Source organism: Sphingomonas sp. BAUL-RG-20F-R05-02 (assembly GCF_022662305.1).
GTDB lineage: Bacteria > Pseudomonadota > Alphaproteobacteria > Sphingomonadales > Sphingomonadaceae > Sphingomonas.
In genome coordinates, this window is the sequence record NZ_JAKNQH010000004.1 from 388,814 (window position 1) to 411,612 (window position 22,799).

General features: G+C 63.3%; 24 protein-coding genes. 21 read left to right on the forward strand and 3 right to left on the reverse strand.

Annotated features, from left to right (window positions below; translation table 11 throughout):
• Position 1 precedes the first annotated feature (1 nt).
• The 10 genes from rpsN (at position 2) to L8F97_RS12080 (ending at position 6,177) form a co-directional block, all read left to right on the forward strand.
• Positions 2 to 307, forward strand: a complete 306-nt coding sequence (rpsN, locus tag L8F97_RS12035) for a 30S ribosomal protein S14 (RefSeq protein WP_242150048.1) — start codon at positions 2 to 4, stop codon at positions 305 to 307.
• Positions 308 to 317: 10 nt separating this feature from the next.
• Complete coding sequence (rpsH, locus tag L8F97_RS12040) at positions 318 to 713, forward strand: 30S ribosomal protein S8 (protein ID WP_069206798.1); 396 nt, start codon at positions 318 to 320, stop codon at positions 711 to 713.
• Entirely contained in the window at positions 713 to 1,246 is a 534-nt protein-coding gene (rplF, locus tag L8F97_RS12045) for a 50S ribosomal protein L6 (protein WP_242150051.1), read from the forward strand. The genes rpsH and rplF overlap by 1 nt, the downstream gene beginning before the upstream one ends.
• Positions 1,246 to 1,605 carry a 50S ribosomal protein L18 gene (gene rplR, locus L8F97_RS12050; protein WP_276592997.1) on the forward strand — a complete coding sequence of 120 codons (360 nt, stop codon included), beginning with the start codon at positions 1,246 to 1,248 and terminating at the stop codon, positions 1,603 to 1,605. Before rplF ends, rplR begins: the two co-directional genes overlap by 1 nt.
• Positions 1,606 to 1,607: 2 nt before the next feature.
• A complete protein-coding gene (gene rpsE / locus L8F97_RS12055) occupies positions 1,608 to 2,345 on the forward strand; it encodes a 30S ribosomal protein S5 (protein WP_242150054.1) in 738 nt (245 codons plus the stop codon).
• 5 nt (positions 2,346 to 2,350) lie between these two features.
• Positions 2,351 to 2,527, forward strand: coding sequence for a 50S ribosomal protein L30 (gene rpmD, locus L8F97_RS12060; RefSeq protein WP_069206795.1), 177 nt, complete (start codon positions 2,351 to 2,353; stop codon positions 2,525 to 2,527).
• Positions 2,528 to 3,140: 613 nt separating this feature from the next.
• Positions 3,141 to 3,356 carry a hypothetical protein gene (locus L8F97_RS12065; RefSeq protein ID WP_242150057.1) on the forward strand — a complete coding sequence of 72 codons (216 nt, stop codon included), beginning with the start codon at positions 3,141 to 3,143 and terminating at the stop codon, positions 3,354 to 3,356.
• A gap of 52 nt (positions 3,357 to 3,408) precedes the next feature.
• Positions 3,409 to 3,960 (forward strand): 50S ribosomal protein L15, encoded by a 552-nt coding sequence (rplO, locus tag L8F97_RS12070; protein WP_242150060.1) that lies wholly within the window; start codon positions 3,409 to 3,411, stop codon positions 3,958 to 3,960.
• A gap of 171 nt (positions 3,961 to 4,131) precedes the next feature.
• On the forward strand, positions 4,132 to 5,496 hold the full coding sequence (secY, locus tag L8F97_RS12075) for a preprotein translocase subunit SecY (RefSeq protein WP_242150063.1): 1,365 nt from the start codon (positions 4,132 to 4,134) through the stop codon (positions 5,494 to 5,496).
• 33 nt (positions 5,497 to 5,529) lie between these two features.
• Positions 5,530 to 6,177, forward strand: coding sequence for an adenylate kinase (locus L8F97_RS12080; RefSeq protein ID WP_242150065.1), 648 nt, complete (start codon positions 5,530 to 5,532; stop codon positions 6,175 to 6,177).
• 115 nt (positions 6,178 to 6,292) lie between these two features.
• Here L8F97_RS12080 and L8F97_RS12085 read toward each other — a convergent pair whose 3' ends face one another.
• Entirely contained in the window at positions 6,293 to 7,339 is a 1,047-nt protein-coding gene (locus L8F97_RS12085) for a CAP domain-containing protein (protein ID WP_242150068.1), read from the reverse strand.
• 295 nt (positions 7,340 to 7,634) lie between these two features.
• Here L8F97_RS12085 and L8F97_RS12090 point away from each other — a divergent pair, with 295 nt between their 5' ends.
• From L8F97_RS12090 to L8F97_RS12120, 7 genes are all read left to right on the forward strand, one after another.
• On the forward strand, positions 7,635 to 8,327 hold the full coding sequence (locus L8F97_RS12090; RefSeq protein ID WP_242150184.1) for a response regulator transcription factor: 693 nt from the start codon (positions 7,635 to 7,637) through the stop codon (positions 8,325 to 8,327).
• Complete coding sequence (locus L8F97_RS12095; RefSeq protein WP_242150071.1) at positions 8,260 to 9,687, forward strand: sensor histidine kinase; 1,428 nt, start codon at positions 8,260 to 8,262, stop codon at positions 9,685 to 9,687. The genes L8F97_RS12090 and L8F97_RS12095 overlap by 68 nt, the downstream gene beginning before the upstream one ends.
• Positions 9,688 to 9,924: 237 nt before the next feature.
• Positions 9,925 to 10,293 carry a 30S ribosomal protein S13 gene (gene rpsM, locus L8F97_RS12100; protein ID WP_242150075.1) on the forward strand — a complete coding sequence of 123 codons (369 nt, stop codon included), beginning with the start codon at positions 9,925 to 9,927 and terminating at the stop codon, positions 10,291 to 10,293.
• 101 nt (positions 10,294 to 10,394) lie between these two features.
• Positions 10,395 to 10,784 (forward strand): 30S ribosomal protein S11, encoded by a 390-nt coding sequence (gene rpsK / locus L8F97_RS12105; RefSeq protein WP_034161671.1) that lies wholly within the window; start codon positions 10,395 to 10,397, stop codon positions 10,782 to 10,784.
• Positions 10,785 to 10,879: 95 nt separating this feature from the next.
• Positions 10,880 to 11,944 (forward strand): DNA-directed RNA polymerase subunit alpha, encoded by a 1,065-nt coding sequence (locus tag L8F97_RS12110; RefSeq protein ID WP_242150078.1) that lies wholly within the window; start codon positions 10,880 to 10,882, stop codon positions 11,942 to 11,944.
• Positions 11,945 to 12,170: 226 nt separating this feature from the next.
• Positions 12,171 to 12,590, forward strand: coding sequence for a 50S ribosomal protein L17 (gene rplQ / locus L8F97_RS12115; protein WP_242150082.1), 420 nt, complete (start codon positions 12,171 to 12,173; stop codon positions 12,588 to 12,590).
• Positions 12,591 to 12,762: 172 nt separating this feature from the next.
• Complete coding sequence (locus L8F97_RS12120) at positions 12,763 to 14,904, forward strand: prolyl oligopeptidase family serine peptidase (RefSeq protein WP_242150084.1); 2,142 nt, start codon at positions 12,763 to 12,765, stop codon at positions 14,902 to 14,904.
• A 50-nt stretch (positions 14,905 to 14,954) separates the two neighbouring features.
• Here L8F97_RS12120 and L8F97_RS12125 read toward each other — a convergent pair whose 3' ends face one another.
• Positions 14,955 to 15,269 carry a hypothetical protein gene (locus L8F97_RS12125; RefSeq protein ID WP_242150087.1) on the reverse strand — a complete coding sequence of 105 codons (315 nt, stop codon included), beginning with the start codon at positions 15,267 to 15,269 and terminating at the stop codon, positions 14,955 to 14,957.
• 147 nt (positions 15,270 to 15,416) lie between these two features.
• Here L8F97_RS12125 and guaA point away from each other — a divergent pair, with 147 nt between their 5' ends.
• The 4 genes from guaA to glgX all read left to right on the forward strand — a co-directional run bounded on the left by guaA (position 15,417) and on the right by glgX (position 21,715).
• Entirely contained in the window at positions 15,417 to 16,988 is a 1,572-nt protein-coding gene (gene guaA, locus L8F97_RS12130; RefSeq protein ID WP_242150091.1) for a glutamine-hydrolyzing GMP synthase, read from the forward strand.
• Positions 16,989 to 17,305: 317 nt separating this feature from the next.
• Positions 17,306 to 17,626 (forward strand): GCN5-related N-acetyltransferase, encoded by a 321-nt coding sequence (locus L8F97_RS12135; protein ID WP_242150094.1) that lies wholly within the window; start codon positions 17,306 to 17,308, stop codon positions 17,624 to 17,626.
• Between the two features lie 369 nt (positions 17,627 to 17,995).
• Positions 17,996 to 19,111: a Gfo/Idh/MocA family protein gene (locus tag L8F97_RS12140; RefSeq protein WP_242150097.1), complete on the forward strand. Its 1,116-nt coding sequence runs from the start codon at positions 17,996 to 17,998 to the stop codon at positions 19,109 to 19,111.
• Between the two features lie 450 nt (positions 19,112 to 19,561).
• Entirely contained in the window at positions 19,562 to 21,715 is a 2,154-nt protein-coding gene (gene glgX, locus L8F97_RS12145; RefSeq protein WP_409929040.1) for a glycogen debranching protein GlgX, read from the forward strand.
• A 231-nt stretch (positions 21,716 to 21,946) separates the two neighbouring features.
• Here glgX and L8F97_RS12150 read toward each other — a convergent pair whose 3' ends face one another.
• A complete protein-coding gene (locus tag L8F97_RS12150; protein WP_242150103.1) occupies positions 21,947 to 22,546 on the reverse strand; it encodes a hypothetical protein in 600 nt (199 codons plus the stop codon).
• Between the last annotated feature and the right edge of the window lie 253 nt (positions 22,547 to 22,799).

Sequence of the window (22,799 nt, forward strand, 5' to 3'; positions counted from 1 at the left end):
GATGGCAAAGCTGAGTTCGATCAACAAGAACGAGCGCCGCAAAGCGCTGGTCAAGAAATATGCGCCGAAATATGCCGCGCTGAAGGCGATTGCCGCCGACGCGACGCTGGATGATGGCGAGCGCATGATCGCGCGCCTGAAGATGGCCGAGCTGCCGCGCAACGGCAACCCGACGCGCATTCGCAACCGGTGCGAGCTGACGGGTCGTCCCCGCGCTTACTACCGCAAGTTCCGCCTCTGCCGCGTGCAGCTTCGCGATCTCGCCAACAAGGGCATGATCCCGGGCGTCACGAAGTCGAGCTGGTAAGGATCACGAGATGGCATTGACCGATCCCCTGGGTGATATGCTCACCCGCATCCGCAACGGCCAGCGCGCACGTAAGGACTCTGTCCTGACGCCGGGCTCCAAGCTGCGGGTTCGCGTTCTCGACGTGCTCCAGCGCGAAGGCTACATTCGTGGCTATAGCGAAGAGCAGATGGGCCCGGCTGCGGGTATCCGCATCGAGCTGAAGTATTTCGAGGGCCAGCCTGCGATTAAGCACGTTGCCCGCGTGTCCAAGCCTGGCCGCCGCGTATATTCGGGTTCGACCGAACTGCCGCGCGTCATGAACGGCCTCGGCATCACGATCGTTTCGACGCCGAAGGGCGTTCTCTCCGACGCAGAAGCGCGCGAGCAGAACGTCGGCGGCGAAGTGCTGGCGGAGGTATTCTGATGAGCCGCATCGGTAAAAAGCCGGTCGCGATCCCGAGCGGTGTCACCGCCACGATCGACGGCGGCAAGCTGAACGTGAAAGGGCCGAAGGGCACCTTGAGCCTGACGCTGCGCGAAGAGATCACCTACGCGCTCGAGGACGGCGGCATTTCGGTGCAGCCGGCCAACGACAGCAAGGCGGCACGCGCATTCTGGGGCATGCAGCGCACGATGGTGCAGAACCTCGTCACCGGCGTGACCGAGGGCTTCACCAAGAAGCTGCTGATCAACGGCGTGGGCTACCGCGCCGCCGCACAGGGCAAGGTGCTGAACCTGAAGCTTGGCTACAGCCATGACGTCAACATCGACGTGCCGGAAGGTCTTGAGGTCAAGACCCCCGACAACACGACGGTCGAGATTTCGGGCGCCGACAAGCAGAAGGTCGGCCAGCTCGCCGCAGAGGTTCGTCGTTGGCGTAAGCCCGAGCCGTACAAGGGCAAGGGCATCAAGTACGACGGCGAGTTCATCTTCCGCAAGGAAGGGAAGAAGAAGTAATGTCGACCAAGGGTATGTCTCTCTTCGAGAAGCGGCGTCGCCGCAACCGCTCCGCGCTGCGTGCGCGAGGTTCGGGCCGTCCGCGCCTTTCGGTGCATCGTTCGGGCAAGCACATCTACGCGCAGGTGATCGACGATGCGAATGGCCGCACCGTCGCCTCTGCATCGACGTTGGAGAAGGATGTGCGTGGCACGTCCGGCGCCAACATCGATGCGGCCACGTCGGTGGGCACGCGCATCGCGGAAGCGGCGAAGGCCGCTGGCGTGACGCAGGTCGTGTTCGATCGTGGTGGCTTCCTGTTCCACGGCCGCGTCAAGGCGTTGGCTGCTGCCGCGCGTGAAGCCGGATTGGAGTTTTAACAATGGCCGACACCAACGAAATCCAGTCGCAGGAAGGCGCTCCGGCAGAAGCCGGTACCGCCGAAGCGCCGGCGAACCCCAACAACCGTGGTCCGCGTGGCGGCCGTGGTCGCGGTGGTCCTCCGGGCGGCGGCAACAACCGTGGCGGTCGCGACAATCGCGGCGGTCGTGACAACCGCGGCCGTGGCGGCCCTGGCGCCGATGACGGCGGCGAGGAGCTGATCGAGAAGCTGGTTCACATCAACCGCGTCTCAAAGACGGTCAAGGGCGGCAAGCGCTTTGGCTTCGCTGCGCTCGTCGTCGTCGGCGACGGCAAGGGCCGAGTCGGCTTCGGTCATGGCAAGGCACGCGAAGTGCCGGAGGCCATTTCCAAGGCGACGGCCGCTGCCAAGAAGGCAATGGTCCGCGTTCCGCTCAAGGAAGGTCGCACGCTGCATCATGACGGCAACGGCCACTTCGGTGCCGGTCTCGTCACGCTTCGTTCGGCACCGCAGGGCACCGGCATCATCGCGGGCGGCCCGATGCGCGCCGTCTTCGAATCGCTCGGCGTTGCCGACGTGGTGACGAAATCGGTCGGCACGTCCAACCCGTACAACATGATCCGCGCAACCTTCGAAGCGCTGACGTCGCAGACCAGCCCCAAGGCTGTTGCGCAGCGTCGTGGCAAGAAGATCGCCGACCTGATCGGCCGTGGCGGCTCGCAGACTGCCGAGGCTGATGCCGCGGCCGTGACGGAGTAACTGACATGGCAACCATCAAGATCACGCAGACCGGTTCGCCGATCCGCCGCGAGAAGGACCAGCGCGCGACGCTGATCGGTCTCGGCCTCAACAAGATGCACAAGACGCGCGAACTGGAAGACACCCCGGAGGTTCGGGGCATGATCCGCAAGGTCGCGCACATGGTGAAGATCGAGGCTTAAACGCCGCGGTAAACGCCGGATTTGAGAGGGGTCGTCATGCACATGACGGCCCCTTTTTCATTTTCGCAGCGGCCGGTACGCCGCGGAGCCGGGGCCGGGCTCGACAATCATCTACGTCTAGGCGCTGCATAAGCTGGCATTCTCGTCGGTGGTGTGAGTCCACTTGGCGACATTCAGCGCGAAGCTCGGCTGGACCCATCATGAGCCGCACGATGCCCGCCGCGACGTTCTTCCTGAACCGGGTTTTCCGGATTGTTCCGTTACACTGGCGGGCGACGAGCGTGCGGTTCGCTATAGCAGTTACCGCGCGAGCCTTGCTCGATTGCACTCGCGCTGATTGGCGGAATCTTTTTCCGTCAGCGCCGTACCATTTGATCGTGGCGGTCGATCGATTGCGGGGGTGCTCTTCTTGGGCGGGATGCTGAGTCACGACATCTTCTTCTATGCCCGTTACGCGCCAACGCTGTGGATCGCGCGCGGTTGGCCCACTTTGACGGTGTTGACCTACAGCGCGCTGATCTCGCAGCTGGACGATAAAGCCGACCGGCGTCGCCTCGCAGATTTAGATCGATGACATCATGCGGAAGCGGTGTTCGGCATGGCGCCTGCGTGCGTGATCGCTGGTGCCGCCGCCGCCCTCACCATTGCGGCGCCGCTGGTCCTAGCCGGCGTGGCCGCGGCGATCGCGGTAGCGTTGGTGGCGAACCGCCTGATCGTGCCGCCAATCACGAACGCGCTGCACCGCGCACGGGGCGGGTGTTGGGCTGTTGTTGAATGTGTCGATCCGCTCGCGACAAAAGGGCGTGACAAGATCGCCGGGACTCAGTAGGCGCACCGCCTTCCAATCATCAGCGCGTAACAAGCGAAAGCGAGTGCATCCCATGAAGTTGAACGAAATCCGCGATAACGCGGGCGCCCGTAAGTCCAAGATCCGCGTCGGCCGTGGTATCGGTTCCGGCAAGGGCAAGACCGGCGGTCGCGGCCAGAAGGGCCAGAAGAGCCGCGAGGGCGTCAGCATCGCCGGCTTCGAAGGTGGCCAGATGCCGCTCCACATGCGGTTGCCGAAGCGTGGCTTCAACAACATCTTCGCCAAGGATTATGCCGAAGTGAACCTCGGTGCGATCCAGAAGGCGGTCGACGCCGGCAAGATCGAGGCGGGCGCAACGCTCGGCCATGCCGCGCTGAAGGCGGCGAACCTGGCGCGTGGCGGCAAGGACGGCGTGCGTCTGCTCGGCAAGGGCGAACTGACCGCAAAGCTCAGCTTCACCGTTGCCGGCGCGTCGAAGGGTGCGATCGAGGCGGTCGAGAAGGCTGGTGGTTCGGTTTCGGTGATCGAAGTCGTCGCAGCGGCCGACAAGGCTGCCGCCAAGAAGGGCGTCAAGTACGCCGAGCGCAAGGCCGCCAAGGCTGAGAAGAACGCCGCCAAGGCGTGATCTTCCCGCCCCGCTGCTTTGAAAAGCGGCGGGGTGAGGGTGGCCCGGATCGATTCGGGTTCACAATCGCGCTAGGCAACCCCAAACGCATGACTATATGAGCGGCGGGGCGTCCAAACGCTTTCCGCCGCTTTTGTTTCCTAGACCGTTTGATTCGGGACGACTTCCAGCATGGCATCCGCAGCCGACCAGATGGCCTCCGGCCTCAGCATGTCGAAATTCGCGCAGGCGACCGATCTCAAGAAGCGCCTCTGGTTTACGATCGGCGCGCTGATCGTGTTCCGGTTGCTCAGCTACGTGCCGCTGCCGGGTATCGACCCGACCGCGCTCAGCCAGCTCTCGCAATCGACGAGCGGCGGCGTGCTCGATTTCTTCAACGCGTTTTCGGGCGGTTCGCTCAAGCGCATGAGCCTGACCGCGCTCGGCGTGATGCCGTACATCACCGCCTCGATCGTCATTCAGCTCGCCACTTCGCTGTCGCCGACCCTGGCGGCGATCAAGAAGGAAGGCGAGAGCGGGCGCAAGCGCCTCAACCAGTATACCCGCTATGGCACGGTTGGGCTAACGGCGGTGCAGGGCTATTTCATTGCGGTCGGCCTGGAGACGCTCGGTGCCAACCAGGGCGTGCAGGCGGTGGTCGATCCCGGCATGATGTTCCGCGTCGCGGCGGTCATCTCGCTGATCGGCGGGACGATGTTCCTGATGTGGATCGGCGAGCAGATTACCAGCCGCGGCATCGGCAACGGCATGTCGCTCATCATCATGGCCGGTATCGTCGCGAACCTGCCTACGACATTGTACAATCTGTTCGAGGGTGGTCGGTCGGGCAATCTCGATGCGTTCCGTATCATCGGGATCATCATCGCGGTGGTTGGGCTGGTGTTGTTCATCTGCTTTATGGAGCGCGCCCAGCGTCGCATCCTGATCCAATATCCCAAGCGCCAGACCCAGCGCGGCATGCAGGCGGATCGCAGCCATCTCCCGCTCAAGATCAACACGGCCGGTGTGATCCCGCCGATCTTCGCGTCGTCGTTGCTGCTGATGCCGCTGACGATCATGCAGTTCGCGGGTAAGCGCGTGGAGAGCAACAGCTGGTGGAGCGACGTGATCCTGACGCTCAACCAGTATCTCCAGCACGGCTCACCGGTGTATATGCTGCTCTACGGCGCGGGCATCATCTTCTTCTCGTTCTTTTACACGGCGGTGGTGTTCAACCCCGAGGAGACAGCCGATAATCTGAAGCGCTACGGCGGTTTCATCCCCGGCATCCGTCCCGGCAAGAACACCGAGATGTATTTCGATTACGTGCTGACGCGCATCACCGTGATCGGCGCGGGGTATCTGGCGATCATCTGCCTGTTGCCTGAAGAACTGGTGTCGATGCTCCAGATCCCATTCTATCTGGGCGGAACCAGCCTGCTGATCGTCGTCAACGTGACGATGGATACGGTGACGCAGATCCAGAGCCACTTGCTCGCACATCAATATGGCGATTTAATCAAAAAGTCGAAGTTGAAGGGCGGCCGCCTGCGCTAAGCATGGCGGCTTGCATTAGGGGGACGCGGACTCGTGAACATCATTCTGCTTGGGCCGCCGGGGGCGGGCAAGGGCACGCAGGCGAGCCGGCTCGAGATTGAACGCGGCATGGTTCAGCTGTCCACCGGCGACATGCTGCGCGCCGCGCGCAAGGCCGACACGCCGCTGGGGGCGAAGGTCGCCGCAGTCATGGATTCGGGCGCTTTGGTGTCGGACGAGATCGTCTCCGCCTTGATCGACGACAGGCTGGCGGCGCTCTCGGCCGAGCAGGGTACGATCTTCGACGGCTACCCGCGTACGGCCGCGCAGGCGGAATCGCTCGACGAGATTCTTGCCGCGCATGGTCGCAAGCTCGACAGGGTGATCGAGCTAGAGGTGAACGAGGATGCCCTCGTCGAGCGGATCGTCGGGCGCTATACCTGCGCCAAGTGCGGTGCCGGCTATCACGATCATTTCAAGCAACCGGCTGTTGCCGGCGTTTGCGACGTATGCGGGTCCACCGAGTTCAAGCGTCGCGCTGACGACAACGAGGAAACGGTGCGCACGCGCATGGCCGAATATCGCGCGAAGACAGTTCCGATCCTGCCGCTGTACGAGGCGCGTGGTCTGGTCGTTCGGGTCGATGGCATGGCGGATATCGAGCAGGTCAGCACCCAGATCGCGGCGATCGTCAACCGGTAAAAGCCTCCGCGCCAAGCTCGGCACAACCGAACAAGGCGCGGTCCGTGCGCGGCTTGGGTGAGGCGCGACGACGCGAAATCGCGCATGCCGCTGCGACCGCGGAGGACAGCAGAGGTTACGGAACGATCCTGAACTGGTAGCTGTAGCTTTTCATCGCACCGTTCACACTGACGTTGGCGATGGTGACATCATAGCTCGTGCCGTTGGTGACGCCGGCAACGGCGAACTGGAGGTTGTTGGGTAAGCCATAACCGGCTGTATCCGAGCTGATGTTCGAAACCGTGAGCTCCGCACCTCCGTGTACCGCCACCCGCACGGTCGCGCCAGCGTAGTTCACCGAAGTGTTGGCGTAGCGGCTGGCAGCGTTGGCGATCACTCCGAACGAGAAAAGCGAGCCTCCCTTGAAATAGCGGGTCGGATAGTCGCCGTAAGGATACGCTACGAACGCCGGCAGCATACCACCGGCCGGAGCGGCGCCGCTGTTATTGAACACCTTCAGGGCCGCGAAATCGAGGATCTGCCCGGTCGATCCGCTAACGACCGTACGGCCGTAGCTGAACGTGGTTGCGAACGGATCCAGGATCCAGCGGCGGTGACCGACATTGTTGGCGACGATGTTGCTGACCTCGTCCATCAGCCCGCCAAGGATCGCGTCGTCGGACTGTAGCGCAATGTTGGCGGTCTGGAACGCGCCCGCGAGATCGCTCGATCCGGCACCTGCCGCTCCAAGATCGCTATAGCATTTCCACGTTGTTGGTGGCGTGTGGCTAAGCGTACCGTTCGCCGCCATCATCAGCGACGCGGCCTGCGCGGCGGGCTCGTCCGCAGTGGAGTAGCCGACCGGCGGCAGGCGGTGCAGCGCGCGGATGCCGTTAACCACCGCGAGGACCTGCGCGGTTACGGACGCCTTCAACTGTCCGGCGACGCAGTTGGTCGCGCTGGGCGGGCTGACGTAGAACGAGGCCGCCGCAGCGACGTTATCGGGTCCGGTCGCGACGTTTAGCGGCGGGCTTGGCGTGGGTGTGGGCGCCGGCACCGCAGGCGGAACGGGCGTTGTGGCCGCGGGGGCACCCGGAACGACCGCCGTGTCGCCGCCGGTGTTCGACCCGCCACCACAGGCGGTGGTGAGGAGAAGCGCTGTCAGCGCGGCGTGTCTGTACATTGGACCGTCTCTCTTTCCCGACAAATACTTCTTATAGGCGAACGGCCGGTCACCTGTGGCCGCCGGCAAGGCGGTCGCCGGATGTTGCGATGCCAAGATGACATTTTCGTCATGGCTGCTTCATCGGCGCGCCAGTGCGCGCGCGGTAGAACGCCGCCATGGCTCGCTTGTCGGCCAGAAAGTTTCCCAGATCGGCGCCCGCACTCCCGGGGGTGTCGTTGGCCGGCGGAAGGCGTGCTTTCCGCCGGCCTCAATTCGTTCTAGGCTAAAGGCCCCGCCCGGAATGTCAGAGTCGATGACCCGCAAGATCCTGATCGTCGAAGATGATGCCGGCACCGCCGCGTACCTGGCGAAGGGGCTGGGCGAAGCCGGCTTTTCGGTCGAGACCGCCGTTGACGGCCGCGACGGCCTGTTCCTCGCCAGTGAGGGGGTGGTCGATCTCATCATCGCCGATCGCATGCTGCCGGGCCTGGACGGCCTCGCGATGATCGGGGCGATCCGGGCGGCCGGTATTCGCACGCCGGTGCTGATGCTGTCGGCGCTCGCGACCGTGGATGACCGCATCGACGGGCTAAAGGCAGGTGCCGACGACTATCTGTGCAAACCTTTCTCGTTCGCGGAGTTGTTCGCCCGCATCGAAGCATTGCTGCGCCGGGTCGATCTCGCCGTCGCCAAGAACCAGGTCACCAAATTGAGCGTCGGCGATCTCGAGATCGACCTGCTCGCCCGCACCGTCACGCGTGAGGGGCGCTCGATCCCGCTTGGTGCGCGGGAGTTCAACCTCCTGGAATATCTCGCGCGGCATGCCGGGCAGGTGGTGACGCGCACGATGATGCTGGAGAAGATCTGGAACTACCATTTCGACCCCGGCTCGAATGTGGTCGACGTGCATATCGGCCGGCTGCGGCGCAAGATCGAGGATGGCTTCCGCGCCCCGATCCTGCATACCGTGCGCGGTGCCGGATACCGACTCTCTGCCGACAGCTAAACGCCCCTTCCGTCTGTCCGTCACTGCGCGAATCGCGCTGCTCGCGATTGGGCTGGCGCTGGTGTCCAACCTCGTTCTGGTGGCATTCGTCTGGCAGCAGATCCGCGATGACTCCGTCGACGCATTGCGGCGTGACACGATCGAGCAGTCGGACGCGTTGGTCTCGGTATGGAGATCGGGCGGTGAGCGGGCGCTCGCCCGCGCCATCGCGGAGGCGCGAGCGCCCGGCGATTTCTCGCTCATCCTCGCGATCGTCGATGGCAGCGGGCAGCGGCGCGTCGGCGTCGGGCCGGAGGATATCACGCTGGTCGGCGCGCCGGAGCCGACCGCCTTCCGCATCGGCAAAATTGGTGGCGACCGGCCGTGGTCAGAGCGCGAAGCAGGCTATTCGGTGCGGCGGATCGGCGCCAGTTTCCTCGTCAGCGGTCGGCTGCTGGATGATTGGGAGCAGGAACAGCGCGGCATCGAACGCGCGATGGGGGCGGCGACCTTGCTGTCGCTGGCTTTGGGGCTGCTCGTCGGGCTGATCGTGACACGCTACGTCGGCCATCGTCTCAACGAGGTGACGGATGTGATCGAGGGCGTGGCGGCGGGGGATCTCACCCGACGCGTGGAGGGTGTCGCGGGGGGGCAGGACGCGTTCGACCGGCTCGCCTCGCGGCTAAACGCAATGCTTGACAAGCTGGAACGGTTGATGAGCGAGCTGCGTGTGGTGACGGATGGCTTCGCTCACGATCTGCGCTCGCCGCTGGCGCGGCTGCGCAGCAAGGCAGAGGCGGCGGTGCTGCAATCCGAACCCGAAGCGCGCGAAGCCGCGATGAGCGGGCTGCTGGTCGAAACCGATCTGGTGATGCGGATGCTCACCACGCTTATCGAGATCAGCCGCGCCGAGTCGCTCTCGCGCGACCGGTTCACCAGCGTCGATCCCAAGGCGCTGGTCGAAGAGATCGCCGAACTGTACGCGCCGGTAGTCGAGGATGCCGGCATGACCTTCGTGACCGCGATCGAGCCGACCGACGGCCGTGTGATTCTGCATCGTGAACTGATGACGCAGGCGATTACCAACCTGATCGACAATGCGCTCCGGCACGCCGCCGCTGGTAGGGCGGTGACGCTGCGCCTCGCGCGCGACGATCGCGAACTGCGCTTTCAGGTCGAGGATCGCGGCCCCGGCATCGCGCAGGCGGATCGCGCACTGGCGCTGCGCCGATTCGGCCGGCTCGATGGTGCCCGGACGACGCCTGGGGCAGGGTTGGGGATGGCGCTGGTCGAGGCGGTGGCTCGCCTGCACGGCGGGCGACTGGACCTTGAGGAGAACGCGCCCGGGCTGATTGCCGCGATCGTTGTTCCCGTCGGCTGATCAGCTATGTGGGGTGAGGAACCTTCCGATCGAGTGGCTTGATTCCAGAGCGCGATCGTGCTGCGCCGCCACCACCGGCTTGACAGCAGCTTTGCGACTCCTTACTCGCCCGCTATTCCGATACCACGGCGACGGCGGCGCGTTACGCGTGCGCCGCTATCGTGCGTTCGGAACAGGCAACGCGTTGAGATGGGGTGTGCAGCCATGCAGGCCCCGTGGAGCAGGAGAAAGACTTTCATGGCACGTATCGCGGGCGTCAACATCCCGACCAACAAGCGCGTGGTGATCGCGCTGACCTATATCCACGGCATTGGTAACACCAAGGCGAAGGAAATCACCGCCAAGCTGAACATCGCACCGGAGCGTCGCGTCCAGGATCTCACCGATTCGGAAGTGCTGCAGATCCGTGAGACGATCGACGCCGATATCACCGTGGAAGGCGATCTTCGTCGCCAGACCGCGATGAACATCAAGCGGTTGATGGATCTTGCCTGCTACCGCGGCCTGCGTCATCGCAAAGGCCTGCCGGTCCGTGGCCAGCGCACGCACACCAATGCGCGCACCCGCAAGGGCAAGGCGAAGCCGATCGCAGGCAAGAAGAAGTAAGGAATTCGTCCGGGTACGAATTTTTACTTTTTCTCCGCCGGAGGCAGGCTCAAGGCTGATTGCCTCCCGGTCTCAGTATTTCGGGATATAGGAACCAAAAAATGGCACGCGAACCACAGCGCATCAAGCGCCGCGAGCGGAAGAACATCACCTCGGGCGTGGCCCATGTGAATGCCAGCTTCAACAACACCATGATCACCATCACCGATGCGCAGGGCAACGCGATCTCCTGGTCGTCGGCCGGCATGATGGGCTTCAAGGGCAGCCGCAAGTCGACCCCGTATGCGGCGCAGGTTGCAGCGGAAGACGCCGGCAAGAAGGCCGCCGAACACGGCGTCCGTACGCTTGAAGTCGAGGTCAAGGGCCCCGGCTCGGGCCGTGAGTCGGCGCTGCGCGCGCTGCAGGCGGTCGGCTTCCAGATTACTTCGATCCGCGACGTGACTTCGATCCCGCATAACGGCGTTCGCCCCTCAAAGCGCCGCCGCGTCTGAATTCGTCTCGTCCGCGCGCGGTTGATCGCGCCGCGCGGACGATTCGCCCAAGGGCCGGAGTTGCTCCGCTCCCGCCCAAAACCAAGGGGAAGCCCGTGTCCGTCAATGCTAAGAACTGGCAGGAATTGAAGAAGCCCAACGGCCTCGAAGTGAAGTCGGGCGGCGATGCCAAGCGCAAGGCGACGTTCGTTGCCGAACCGCTTGAGCGTGGTTTCGGTCTGACGCTCGGCAACGCGCTGCGTCGCGTGTTGCTGTCGTCACTCCAGGGTGCCGCCGTCACCTCGATCAAGATCGAGAACGTCCTGCACGAATTCTCCTCGCTCGCTGGTGTGCGCGAGGATGTGACCGACATCGTCCTGAACGTGAAGCAGATCGCGTTGCGTATGCAGGGTGAGGGGCCGAAGCGCCTTCAGCTCTCGGCAACCGGTCCGGCCACCGTCACGGCGGGCGACATCGCTGTTACCGGCGATATCGAAGTGATGAACCCCAAGCTGGTGCTGTGCCATCTCGACGATGGCGCGACGCTCAACATGGAATTCACCGCGGACGTCGGTAAGGGGTATGTCGCAGCGGTCGCCAACCGCCCGGCCGATGCGCCGATCGGGCTGATCCCGGTCGATGCGTTGTATTCGCCGGTGCGGCAGGTTTCGTACAAGGTCGAGAACACGCGCGTCGGGCAGGAGCTCGATTACGACAAGCTGACGCTCAACGTCGAAACCGACGGCACGATCACCCCGGAAGACGCTATTGGTTATGCCGGTCGCATCCTCCAGGACCAGTTGGCGCTGTTCGTCCACTTCGACGATTCGGCGATGACGCGTTCGGCACCAATCGGGGTTGCGGCACCGGCGGCCACCAACGAGGTTGCTGGCGATACCCAGCAGATCAACCGTTACCTGCTCAAGAAGGTCGACGAGCTGGAGCTTTCGGTCCGCTCGGCCAACTGCCTCAAGAACGACAACATCATCTACATCGGCGATCTGGTTCAGAAGACCGAAGCCGAGATGCTGCGCACGCCGAACTTTGGTCGCAAGTCGCTCAACGAGATCAAGGAAGTGCTTTCGTCGATGGGTCTCCGTCTCGGTATGGAAATCCCCGGCTGGCCGCCCGAGAACATCGAAGAGATGGCCAAGAAGCTCGAGCAGGAGATTATGGGCTGATTTCGCACCGGCGCAGCGAAAGCTGCGCCGAAGACGAAACAGTCCGGCCGGCGGGTCGGCGAAAGCCGAACCCGTCCGACAACGCGGCTTTTGCCGCGTCGCTCCGGCCTTGAAGTCAAAGCGGCCTTGGCAGTCAGCCAAGGCGACGGAACACGGCGAGCGTACCGTCCTCGCCAGGTCTGGGGTTCCGTGAAACGGCCCCTTAACGAACGAAAAGGATTGAACCATGCGCCATCGTGTAGGCGGTCGTAAACTTCAGCGGACCTCGGCCCACCGCATCGCGCTGTTCCGCAACATGTCGGCAGCGCTCATCAAGCACGAGCAGATCACCACCACCGTCGCCAAGGCGAAGGAACTGCGCCCGTATATCGAGAAGCTCGTCACGCTCGCCAAGAAGGGTGGTCTTTCCAACCGCCGTCTCGCGCACGCGCGGTTGCTCGACGATGCGCAGTTGGTGAAGCTGTTCGACGTGCTGGCCGAGCGTTACGCGTCGCGCAACGGTGGCTACACCCGTGTCATCAAGGCCGGCATCCGCATGTCCGACGCATCGCCGATGGCGATCATCGAGTTCGTCGACCGTGACGTTTCCGCCAAAGGCCAGGATTCCGGCCCGGTGATGAACGAGGACGACTACGAGGACGCCTGAGCCTGCCGTCCGGGATTAGCGCAGCTAATACCCGGGTAATCGGCAGGCCCGGCCCGCGGGCCAACGGCCCGACCGACGACGCGGCTTAACCGCGTCGCATTCCCGCCCAAGCTTGAAAAAGGAGTCGCACCGGATACGGTGCGGCTCCTTTTCGTTTGTCCGGAAGAACCCGATGCGCCGTATCCTGCCGTTGATCGCGCTCCTCTCCACGCCGGCGACGGCCCAGACCAGCAAGGCTCTTCCGATGACCTATCCCGACACCCCCCGCGTCGATCAAACCGACGAGCAGTTCGGCGTAAAGGTCGCCGATCCGTACCGCTGGCTAGAGAATGATGTCCGCACCGACGCGAAGGTGCAGGCGTGGGTCGATGCGCAGACCGCCACCACCAACGCCTATCTGGCGACGCTGCCGGGTCGCGACATCCTCGCCGCGCGGCTGAAGCAGTTGCTCGACTACGAACGGTTCGGCCTGCCGGTGAAGAAGGGCACGCGGTATTTCTATGCGCACAATGCCGGCTTGCAGAACCAGGCGGTGCTGTATGTGCGGGATGGCTTAGGCGGCGCCGGCCGCGTGCTGATCGACCCGAACGGCTGGTCGAAGGACGGCGCCACCGCGCTGGGCGAATGGGTGCCGTCGGAGGATGGCAGCAAGCTGCTCTACACCGTGCAGGATGGCGGGACGGACTGGCGCACGATCAAGGTGCTCGATGTCGCGACCGGGCAGGTCCTGGGCGATACGTTAGAGTGGGTAAAGTTTTCAGGACTGTCGTGGGCAAAGGACGGATCGGGCTTCTATTACTCGCGCTTCCCGGCACCGCCATCGGGTGAGAAGTTTCAGGCGCTCAACGAGAACCAGAAGGTCTACTTCCACCAGCTCGGCCAACCGCAATCCGCTGATCGGCTGATCTACGAGACGCCCGATCATCCCCGGCGCGGCCATGGCGCGCAGCTTACCGAAGACGGCAAATGGCTGGTCATCACCACCACGGAAGGCACCGACAACCGCTACGAGATCACCGTCATCGACCTGACTACGCCGACGCCGACCCCGCGCACGATCTTCAAGGGGCTGGAGAACGAATGGACCTTCGTCGGCAACGAGGGTGCCAATTTCTATTGGTCGACCAACAAGGATGCGCCGCGCCTGCGCATCGTCTCGACCAACCTCAACGCGCGCTCGGCCGAGGTGCCGGTCCATGAGGTCGTACCCGAGGACAGCCACGGCGCGGTGCTGGAAAGCGCGGCGATCCTCGGCGGCAAGCTGATCGCGGACTATCTGGTCGACGTGAAATCCGAGGTGCGACGCTACAATCTCGACGGCACGCCGGATGGCACGGTGGCGCTACCCGGGATCGGCGCGGTGGTCGGCGGCAGCGGCACGCAGGATGACGCGGAGACGTTCTACGCCTTCACCAGTTTCGCCACGCCGACAACGATCTACCGTTACGACGTCAAGACCAACCAGTCGACGGTGTGGGCGCAGCCCAAGGTCGCGTTCGATCCCGCCGGCTATGCGGTCGAGCAGCGCTTCTACGCCTCGAAGGATGGCACCAGGGTGCCGATGTTCGTGGTGCGTCGCAAGGACGTCACTGCTCCTGCGCCGACGTTGCTGTACGGTTATGGCGGATTCAACATCTCGGTCACGCCGGCATTCTCGGCAACGCGGATCGCGTGGCTGGAGCAAGGCGGGGTGCTGGCGGTGGCGAACATCCGCGGTGGTGGCGAATATGGCAAGGCGTGGCACGACGGCGGCCGGCTCGCGCACAAGCAGAACGTGTTCGACGACTTCATCGCTGCCGGTGAATATCTCAAGGCGCAGGGGATCACGTCTAAGAACGGGCTCGCCATCCAGGGCGGATCGAACGGTGGCTTGCTGGTCGGCGCGGTCACCAATCAGCGGCCGGACCTGTTCGCGGCGGCGCTGCCGGCGGTGGGCGTGATGGACATGTTGCGCTTCGACCGGTTTACTGCCGGACGGTACTGGGTGGACGATTACGGTTATCCGGCGAAGGAAGCGGACTTCCGCACGCTCTACGCCTATTCGCCGTACCATAACATCAGGAGCGGCGTGGCCTATCCGGCGATCATGGTGGAAACGGCGGATACCGACGATCGCGTCGTGCCGGGCCACAGCTTCAAATATGCGGCGGCGTTGCAGGCGGCGGAGATCGGCGACAAGCCACATCTGATCCGCATCGAAACCCGCGCCGGCCATGGCAGCGGCAAACCGACTGACAAGGTCATCGCCGAGACCGCTGACAATTGGGCGTTCGCGGCGAAGTGGACCGGCCTCGCGATCAAGCCGGTCGAGTGAGGCGAGAGCAGGGGCGCCGTGGCGCCCCTGCCGACATCAGCGCCGAACGCTCAGCGCGACGACAGTGCGGTCGCGTGCGGCAGCGCCTGCCGGGCAACCTGATGCGACCAGACCGAATCGCCGGTCGGCGTTTCCAGCATGACATTGTCGAGTGTCAGCGCGCGACGATAGGTGTTCGCAGCCTCACCGGGGCGGTCGGCGCGAAGATATGCCTGGGCGAGTTCGATCGCGCTGCCACCGTCATTGGGGTGGAGGCGGGCGACGGCTTCCTGGGTCGTTACGCTGTCCGAAACAGCGGGGGCGGCCACTGCCGGTGCCGACAGCGGCGCGGCGACAAGCAAAGCGAGAGCGATCTTCTTGAACATGACGACATCCTTCCAGTTCACCGCTTGACTGCGATGTTACAGAATGATGACATATATGCGTCGATTTTGTGAAACGGTTTTTTGTTACAGTCCGTAGCGGCGCGACGCAGGGGTGGCGCGGGGCCGCGCGAGCCGGTATCGGGCCGCATGACACTCCCCAGCGAATCACTTCACCCGGACTCCATCCTGATCGTCGATTTCGGCAGTCAGGTGACGCAGCTGATCGCGCGCCGCGTGCGCGAGGCGGGCGTCTATAGCGAGATCGCTCCGTTCACGACCGCCGCCGAGGCGTTCGCGCGGTTGCAGCCGAAGGGCGTGATCCTGTCGGGCAGCCCGGCGTCGGTGCTCGATTATGGCTCCCCGCACGTGCCGCCGGTGGTGTTCGACAGTGGCGTGCCGGTGCTCGGCATCTGCTACGGCCAGCAGGTGATGATGCAGCAACTCGGCGGGCAGGTGGTGCTCGGCGAATCGGGCGAGTTCGGGCAGGCGTTCATCACCATCCAGGACGAATGCGTGCTGTTCGACGGGCTGTGGGCGACCGAAGAACGCCACCAGGTGTGGATGAGCCACGGTGACAAGGTGATCGAGCTTGCTCCCGGCTTCCGCCCGGTCGCGATCAGCCCCGGCTCGCCCTATGCGGTGGTAGCGGATGACGCGCGGCGCTATTATGCGACGCAGTTCCACCCCGAGGTGGTGCACACCCCCGATGGCGCCAAGTTCCTCGGCAATTTCGTCCGCCACGTCTGCGGCTTGTCGGGCGATTGGACGATGGCGGAGTTCCGCGCCGCTAAGATCGCCGAAATCCGCCAACAGGTCGGTTCGGGCCGGGTGATCTGCGGCTTGTCGGGCGGGGTCGATTCGGCGGTGGCGGCGGTGCTGATCCACGAGGCGATTGGTGAGCAGCTTACCTGTGTGTTCGTCGATCACGGCCTGATGCGCAGCGGCGAGGCCGATCAGGTGGTCAGCCTGTTCCGCAATTCGTACAACATCCCGCTCGTCCACGTGAACGCGGAAGCGACGTTCCTGGGCGGCCTCGCGGGCGTCACCGACCCCGAAAAGAAGCGCAAGTTCATCGGCGCGGCGTTCATCGATCTGTTCGAGGCAGAGGCGAAAAAAGTCGGCGGCGCGGACTTCCTCGCGCAGGGCACGCTGTATCCGGACGTGATCGAGAGCGTCAGCTTCACCGGCGGGCCGTCGGTGACGATCAAGAGCCATCACAATGTCGGCGGTCTGCCGGAACGCATGAATATGAGGCTGGTCGAGCCGCTTCGCGAGTTGTTCAAGGATGAGGTGCGCGAACTCGGCCGCGAACTCGGCCTGCCGCAGGCGTTCGTCGGGCGGCATCCGTTCCCGGGGCCGGGCCTCGCCATCCGCATCCCCGGTGAGGTCACCAAGGAACGCTGCGATATCCTGCGCAAGGCGGATGCGATCTACCTGGAGGAGATCCGCGCCGCTGGCCTGTACGACATCATCTGGCAGGCATTCGCGGTGCTGCTGCCGGTGCGCAGCGTTGGCGTGATGGGCGATGGCCGCACCTACGACAACGTGCTGGCATTGCGCGCGGTAACGTCGACCGACGGCATGACCGCGGAAGCCTATGAGTTCCCGGCGGGCTTCCTCGCGCGCGTCTCGACCCGGATCGTCAACGAAGTGCGCGGCGTCAACCGCGTGACCTACGACTATACCAGCAAGCCGCCCGGCACGATTGAGTGGGAATGATTTAAAGTCCTTCAGAGGAGGGCAGAACTACGCATTATCGGCGCCGTGCTCTTGGAGCAGAACGACGAATACCATTTCCAGAACCGCTACAGGCAGATCGAAGGCATCATTGGTCTCGCCACACCACAGTCGAGGGGGTGCCGCCCATACGCGCTAACTAAGCTTCGCTCAGGCGGATAAGAACATTCTCGACGCGTTGTGCGGAAAGGAAACGAAACCTGCCATTCATTCAACTGGCAGCAGGTCTCGCCGAAATCTAGCGACTGCGAACCAGTGCTCACCGATGCAAACGTTGTGGGTGGGCTACGGAGGTATCAGTGACGGAAATCGCGCGATCAGTAATCGAGCAGCAATGGTTGGAGCTCACCCATATACGCCTTCCCAAGCGCGCCATCGAGGCGCGATGGTCGTTGCGGCTTGATCACTGTTTCCAGCGTATACTGCTCGACGACGCCTGTGGCGGTTGTTGGTACGACCATATTGTAGGCAGACCCGCTTACGGTAAAGCGCCCGACGCGGTGCTGGCCCGTGCGATCGCCACCGGCGAGGCGCTGCTAGCTGGAACGGCTGACGTAAATGCTCTGAACGCGCAGTCGCTGGCATGGCGGGGAAAGGGCGGTAAGCTAGCGCGCAGCTGACATTGAAAGCCGCCGCCCAAGACCGTGAGAAATGGCTTGAAGAAGTTGACCAATACGAGCGTCTCACTGCGCGTGATGTAAGGATTGGCCGCTGCAAGCGCCGCGCGGAAACGCAGGCGACATTCGTTGAGCAAGCTAGTTGGGTTCCACAGAAGTCCGCCTAGCCGGCTTTAGTCGGCCTGCTATCGCCAGAACCCACAAGCGTCGTTCAGCCGCAGTTTTGCGCGCCGCGACTTCAGACATTCGGTGCTGTGAGCTTTTGAGTGGGTTAGCTCCAATAGTGAGACTTAGGGCAGCGGAAAGGGCAACAAAGCCGCTGTAGCCACGTTGAAGGGCTTGAACTTACATGCCGTGATACTGGAGATTACAATGTTCGGACATAGCAAGCGGATTCGCTACGCCGTCGTGGGGGGTGGCCAGATTTCGCAGCAGGCGTTCATGCCCGGCATCTCGCGCACCAACAACTCCGAATTGGTCGCGCTGGTGACAGGCGATCCGGTCAAGGCCGACGAGCTCGCCGGTAAATACAACCTGAAGGCGTGGTCCTATGATGCGTACGATCAGCTCCTTGCATCAGGCGAGATCGACGCCGTCTACATCGCCACCCCCAACTTCCTCCACACCCCCTATGCGGTGGCGGCGCTCGAGGCCGGCGTGCACGTGCTCCTCGAGAAACCGGTCGCGGCGAGCGTCGCCGAAGCCGAGCAGATCATGGCCGCGCAGCGCAAAAGCGGGGCCAAGCTGATGATCGCCTACCGCCTGCACCATGAGCCCGGCAACGTCGAGATGTTCACCCGCGCCCAGGCCGGTGACTTCGGTGAGCTTCTCGCCTTCACCTCGGTGTTCGCCCAGAACGTAGCCGAGGAGAACTCTCGGGGCCATAATGGCTATTGGGGTGGACCGGTGCCGGACATGGGCACGTATCCGCTGAACGCGGTGCGCAATCTTTTCGCGGCCGAGCCGATCGCGGTACATGCGATCGGCACCAAAACGCCCGGCCGCGGATTCAATTTCCACGACACGGTCGCGGTGACCCTGCAGTTCCCAGGTGAGCGCGTGGCGCAGTTCACGGTCAGCTACGCCAGCGCTTCGGCCGAGAACTTCACCCTGATCGGTACCAAAGCGATGATTCACGCCGACCCGTGCTTCATGTTCGGTCCAAAGGTCGGCATAACGTACACCGAGAAAACCGAAGAGGGCAGCAAGACCCATCGCTTCGATCCCGTCGAGCAGTTCGGCAACGAAACCCAGTACTTCTCCGCGTGCATCCTGGAGGATCGCCAGCCCCAGGCTGATGGTGAGGAAGGCTGGTGCGACATGCGCGTTCTCGCAGCTGTCGAGCAATCTCTCAACACAGGCGAGACGGTAACGCTCGAGCCTTTCCAGCGTAGCCGCTACGTCCAGTCTGATCAGGCGCTGACGCTGACGCCTGCCAAGGAGCCAGCCGAAGACGATCTGATCAGCGTCATTCCGCAATCGGCCTGACTATGTGCGAATCCTGCTGCCTTGGCTCGCGGAGGCAGTAGGACTTACACAGATGTGGTGCCGGTGCAGAAGCGATGATGCCTTGGAGCTGTAGGCTCGATAGCTTCAAAGCTCCATAATCGCGTGCAGACACTTTCCGCTGAATGTGGCGCGGAACATGAAGCTGTACCCGCAACCGGCGACCTAATCCTGCGGCTATGCCAAGCGGCGCTTGGTATAGCCGCAGAGGCGAAGCACGGGCGCTGTCGTCCGCTGTTGCAAGAACGCGCGATACGCGCCCGAGCGGCGAAGAGCGACGTGAGGCAAGCGCCGTGAACGCGTGCAGAATCGCGTCCGGGCGGCCTTCGGCAAGAGGTCGACTTGCGTGCCGCAGTTCGTTTTTTCGCAACGGACACAGCGGACGGATACGACACTGCCCTTGTTTGTTGTGCGAGAGCCGCCAACAGGGAGATGCGCGTGACGGACTTCGCTGCTCAGCTACAAGAGGGCTTGCCCTATCCACGGGGTGCCACATGGAATGGGAGCGGTACGAACTTCGCCTTGTTCTCAGCCAATGCCACCAAGGTCGAGCTCTGCCTGTTCGAGGCGGACGGTCTGACCGAGATCGAACGAATCACGCTGCCCGAATATACCGATCAGGTCTTCCACGGCTATTTGCCGAACGTGAAGCCCGGGCAATTCTATGGATACCGGGTGCATGGCCCGTACGAACCTGAGGCAGGCCACCGCTTCAACCCCAACAAGCTGTTGCTGGATCCATATGCACGCGCGCATGCCGGTACGCTGGAATGGAACCCGGCATTGTTCGGGTACCAGATGGAAACCGGTGACGATCTGACCTTCGACGAGCGTGACAACGCGCCGTTCATGCCGAAATGCGTCGTCGTCGATCCCAATTTCGACTGGCGCGGCCAGCCGAACCAGCGGACCACGCCGTGGGACAGCACGATCCTCTACGAAGCGCACGTAAAGGGGCTGACCATGCACCACCCCGGCGTGCCCGAGCATCTGCGCGGCACCTATGCGGGGCTTGGCGAGCAGGCGGTGCTCGATCACATCAAGTCGCTGGGCGTATCGTCGGTGGAGCTGCTGCCGGTCCACGCCTTCGTGCAGGACAGCCAGTTGGTCGAAAAGGGCCTCGCTAACTACTGGGGCTACAACTCGATCGGCTTCTTCGCGCCGGAGCCGCGCTACGCGCACGACGTCGCCAACTCGCTGCGCGAGTTCAAGGAAATGGTGGCGCGGTTCCACGAAACCGGCCTCGAGGTGATCCTCGACGTGGTCTACAACCACACGGCGGAAGGCAACGAGCTTGGGCCGACGCTGTCGTTCAAGGGCATCGACAACGCGACCTATTATCGGCTCATCCCCGATCAGCCGCGCTATTACATCAACGACACCGGCACCGGAAACACGGTAAACCTCAGCCATCCGCGCGTGATCCAGCTCGTCACCGACAGTCTGCGTTACTGGGCCGACGAGATGCATGTCGATGGCTTCCGCTTCGATCTCGGCACCATCCTCGCGCGAGAGCCGCACGGCTTCGACGAACAATCCGGCTTCCTGCGTGCGGTCGGGCAGGATCCGACGCTGGCCAGCGTCAAGCTGATCGCGGAGCCATGGGACATCGGCCCCGGCGGCTATCAGGTCGGCTCCTTTCCGCCCGGCTGGGCGGAGTGGAACGACAAGTACCGCGATACGGTGCGTGATTTCTGGCACGGCGAGGCAAGCGTCGCCGCGCTTGCTCCGCGGCTGTGCGCTTCGCCGGAGGAATATAACCACAGCGGGCGCCGGTCGTGGGCGTGCGTCAACTTCATCACCGCGCATGACGGGTTCACGCTCAACGACGTGGTGAGCTACGACGGCAAGCACAACGAGGCGAACGGCGAGGACGGCAAGGACGGGTCGGACGATAACCGGTCGTGGAATTGCGGTGTCGAGGGCGAGACCGACGACCCTGAGATCCTGGCGCTGCGCGAACGCCAGATCCGCAACTTCCTGGCGACGCTGCTGCTCAGCAAGGGCACGCCGATGCTGCTGGCTGGCGACGAGTTCGCGCGCACGCAAGGCGGCAACAACAACGCTTATTGCCAGGACAGCGAGATCGGCTGGCTCGACTGGGACATCCAGGAGAAGGGCAAGGGCCTTATCACCTTCACGCGCAAGCTAACCGCGTTGCGCCGTCGCTTCCCGGTGCTGCACCGCGCGCGCTTCCTCAGCGGCAAGGTCGACGAGGAACTGGGCGTGAAGGACGTCACTTGGGTCAACCCCGCCGGGCTGGAGATGGAGCCGGCGGAATGGGAGGATACCAGCGCCCGCTGCTTAGGCATGATGATCGATGGCCGCGCCCGCGCGACCGCATTGCGGCGTCGTGGAGAGGACGAGACCCTGCTGCTGATCTTCAACGCGTGGCATGATCTCATCAACTTCACGCTGCCGGAGACGGCGGACGCGGAGGGATGGGAGCGGCTGATCGACACCAACGCTCCCGATGCGAGTGACGAGCGCTTCGCGGTCGGGGCGACCTACCAAGTAACGGGCCGCTCTGTCGTGGTGTTCCGTCTCGTCCAATCCGATCAGGGTGCGTCTATCGCTTCTAGATAAGGCTTATGGGTGGATGCGGGGTTCGTCCGGCTCCGCATCCACTTCTGTGCAACATCACACTAGCACCAGGCGATCTAACTCAGTTCCCGCTATTCGCGGCGCGTTTTCGGCTTCCGAGCTCCGGTCGCCCGTTCATGTGGTTAGAACGTCCGGCTTCAGTCGTAAAGAACGACCGCGGAATGGCTGAAGGTGGTGGAGAGCAGAACGGCCGCTTTCCAGTGCAACTTTCTATCAGCCGCCGTCCGCGAGCAACGAAGATGAAGAGGCAAGGCCATAATTGGCGGCAGCCGAACGCCTGATCCGGTAGCCCTTCGGCGTAAGTTGCAGGTCTTCCGATAGCGGAAGGGAACCGGATGGAAGGATCGGAACCGGTTGTGTCGCTGGCCAACGGCGCATGATCCCCACCTTAAGGTCTAGCCAGAAACGCCTCGCCGCTGCCCCGTGCTTGCCTGGATATATCGTTATCCAGCTTCTACCATTGTGCGCACCGTCGTCAGCCATAGCAATCAAGTCGTCATCGTCATTTCCATTCCAAACACCAGCGTAGAGTGTTTTACGCGCAGGCGGTGGAAGGTCTTTCGCTTGCCGTGCGAACTCGCGCCATTGTGCGCTTCCATTGTCAACGTGGAAGCCTTCCTTCGGTGCTGCCTGTCTAAGTAGCGCAATCAGGTCGGATTTGTCGTTGCTGGTCGGCGTCAGCACTTCGATTGCCGCTATCGGTGATTGGTCGGCTGAAGGCGGCGCTGCCGAGCACGCAGGCAGCGCAAGGACCGACAAGATGAACAAACGTCGCATTGGGGAATGATCGCACCGGCCGACGATCGTCTGCAAGTGGGCGCTTTCGGCCTGGCCGCTTTTCTGTGGGAGCCGACCCGGCCATCTGATCTTACCAAACATCGCCACGCGGCGGAGATGCCCTCCGCCGCGCTATCGCGTACCCTAAGCATTTGAGACTAGCATGACGCCTTGTGGAGGTGCTACCTCCGCGTTACCCCTGTAACTTCGTGTTCGCTAACATCTGATCGCGGTTGCGAGCGAAACGGTATCTCTCGTCTTCAGAACAGTACTTCAAGAGACGTTGGCC

What these genes read in the sequence shown, in the direction of transcription:
- rplO (WP_242150060.1), top strand. Translation starts at nt 3,409, where the DNA reads ATGAAGTTGAACGAAATCCGCGATAACGCGGGCGCCCGTAAGTCCAAG.
- rplR (WP_276592997.1), top strand. Translation starts at nt 1,246, where the DNA reads ATGTCGACCAAGGGTATGTCTCTCTTCGAGAAGCGGCGTCGCCGCAAC.
- L8F97_RS12120 (WP_242150084.1), top strand. Translation starts at nt 12,763, where the DNA reads ATGCGCCGTATCCTGCCGTTGATCGCGCTCCTCTCCACGCCGGCGACG.
- L8F97_RS12085 (WP_242150068.1), bottom strand. Translation starts at nt 7,339, where the DNA reads ATGTACAGACACGCCGCGCTGACAGCGCTTCTCCTCACCACCGCCTGT.
- secY (WP_242150063.1), top strand. Translation starts at nt 4,132, where the DNA reads ATGGCATCCGCAGCCGACCAGATGGCCTCCGGCCTCAGCATGTCGAAA.
- rpsK (WP_034161671.1), top strand. Translation starts at nt 10,395, where the DNA reads ATGGCACGCGAACCACAGCGCATCAAGCGCCGCGAGCGGAAGAACATC.
- guaA (WP_242150091.1), top strand. Translation starts at nt 15,417, where the DNA reads ATGACACTCCCCAGCGAATCACTTCACCCGGACTCCATCCTGATCGTC.
- glgX (WP_409929040.1), top strand. Translation starts at nt 19,562, where the DNA reads ATGCGCGTGACGGACTTCGCTGCTCAGCTACAAGAGGGCTTGCCCTAT.
- rpsN (WP_242150048.1), top strand. Translation starts at nt 2, where the DNA reads ATGGCAAAGCTGAGTTCGATCAACAAGAACGAGCGCCGCAAAGCGCTG.
- L8F97_RS12095 (WP_242150071.1), top strand. Translation starts at nt 8,260, where the DNA reads ATGGCTTCCGCGCCCCGATCCTGCATACCGTGCGCGGTGCCGGATACC.
- rpsH (WP_069206798.1), top strand. Translation starts at nt 318, where the DNA reads ATGGCATTGACCGATCCCCTGGGTGATATGCTCACCCGCATCCGCAAC.
- L8F97_RS12140 (WP_242150097.1), top strand. Translation starts at nt 17,996, where the DNA reads ATGTTCGGACATAGCAAGCGGATTCGCTACGCCGTCGTGGGGGGTGGC.
- rpmD (WP_069206795.1), top strand. Translation starts at nt 2,351, where the DNA reads ATGGCAACCATCAAGATCACGCAGACCGGTTCGCCGATCCGCCGCGAG.
- L8F97_RS12125 (WP_242150087.1), bottom strand. Translation starts at nt 15,269, where the DNA reads ATGTTCAAGAAGATCGCTCTCGCTTTGCTTGTCGCCGCGCCGCTGTCG.
- rpsM (WP_242150075.1), top strand. Translation starts at nt 9,925, where the DNA reads ATGGCACGTATCGCGGGCGTCAACATCCCGACCAACAAGCGCGTGGTG.
- rplQ (WP_242150082.1), top strand. Translation starts at nt 12,171, where the DNA reads ATGCGCCATCGTGTAGGCGGTCGTAAACTTCAGCGGACCTCGGCCCAC.
- rplF (WP_242150051.1), top strand. Translation starts at nt 713, where the DNA reads ATGAGCCGCATCGGTAAAAAGCCGGTCGCGATCCCGAGCGGTGTCACC.
- L8F97_RS12090 (WP_242150184.1), top strand. Translation starts at nt 7,635, where the DNA reads ATGACCCGCAAGATCCTGATCGTCGAAGATGATGCCGGCACCGCCGCG.
- rpsE (WP_242150054.1), top strand. Translation starts at nt 1,608, where the DNA reads ATGGCCGACACCAACGAAATCCAGTCGCAGGAAGGCGCTCCGGCAGAA.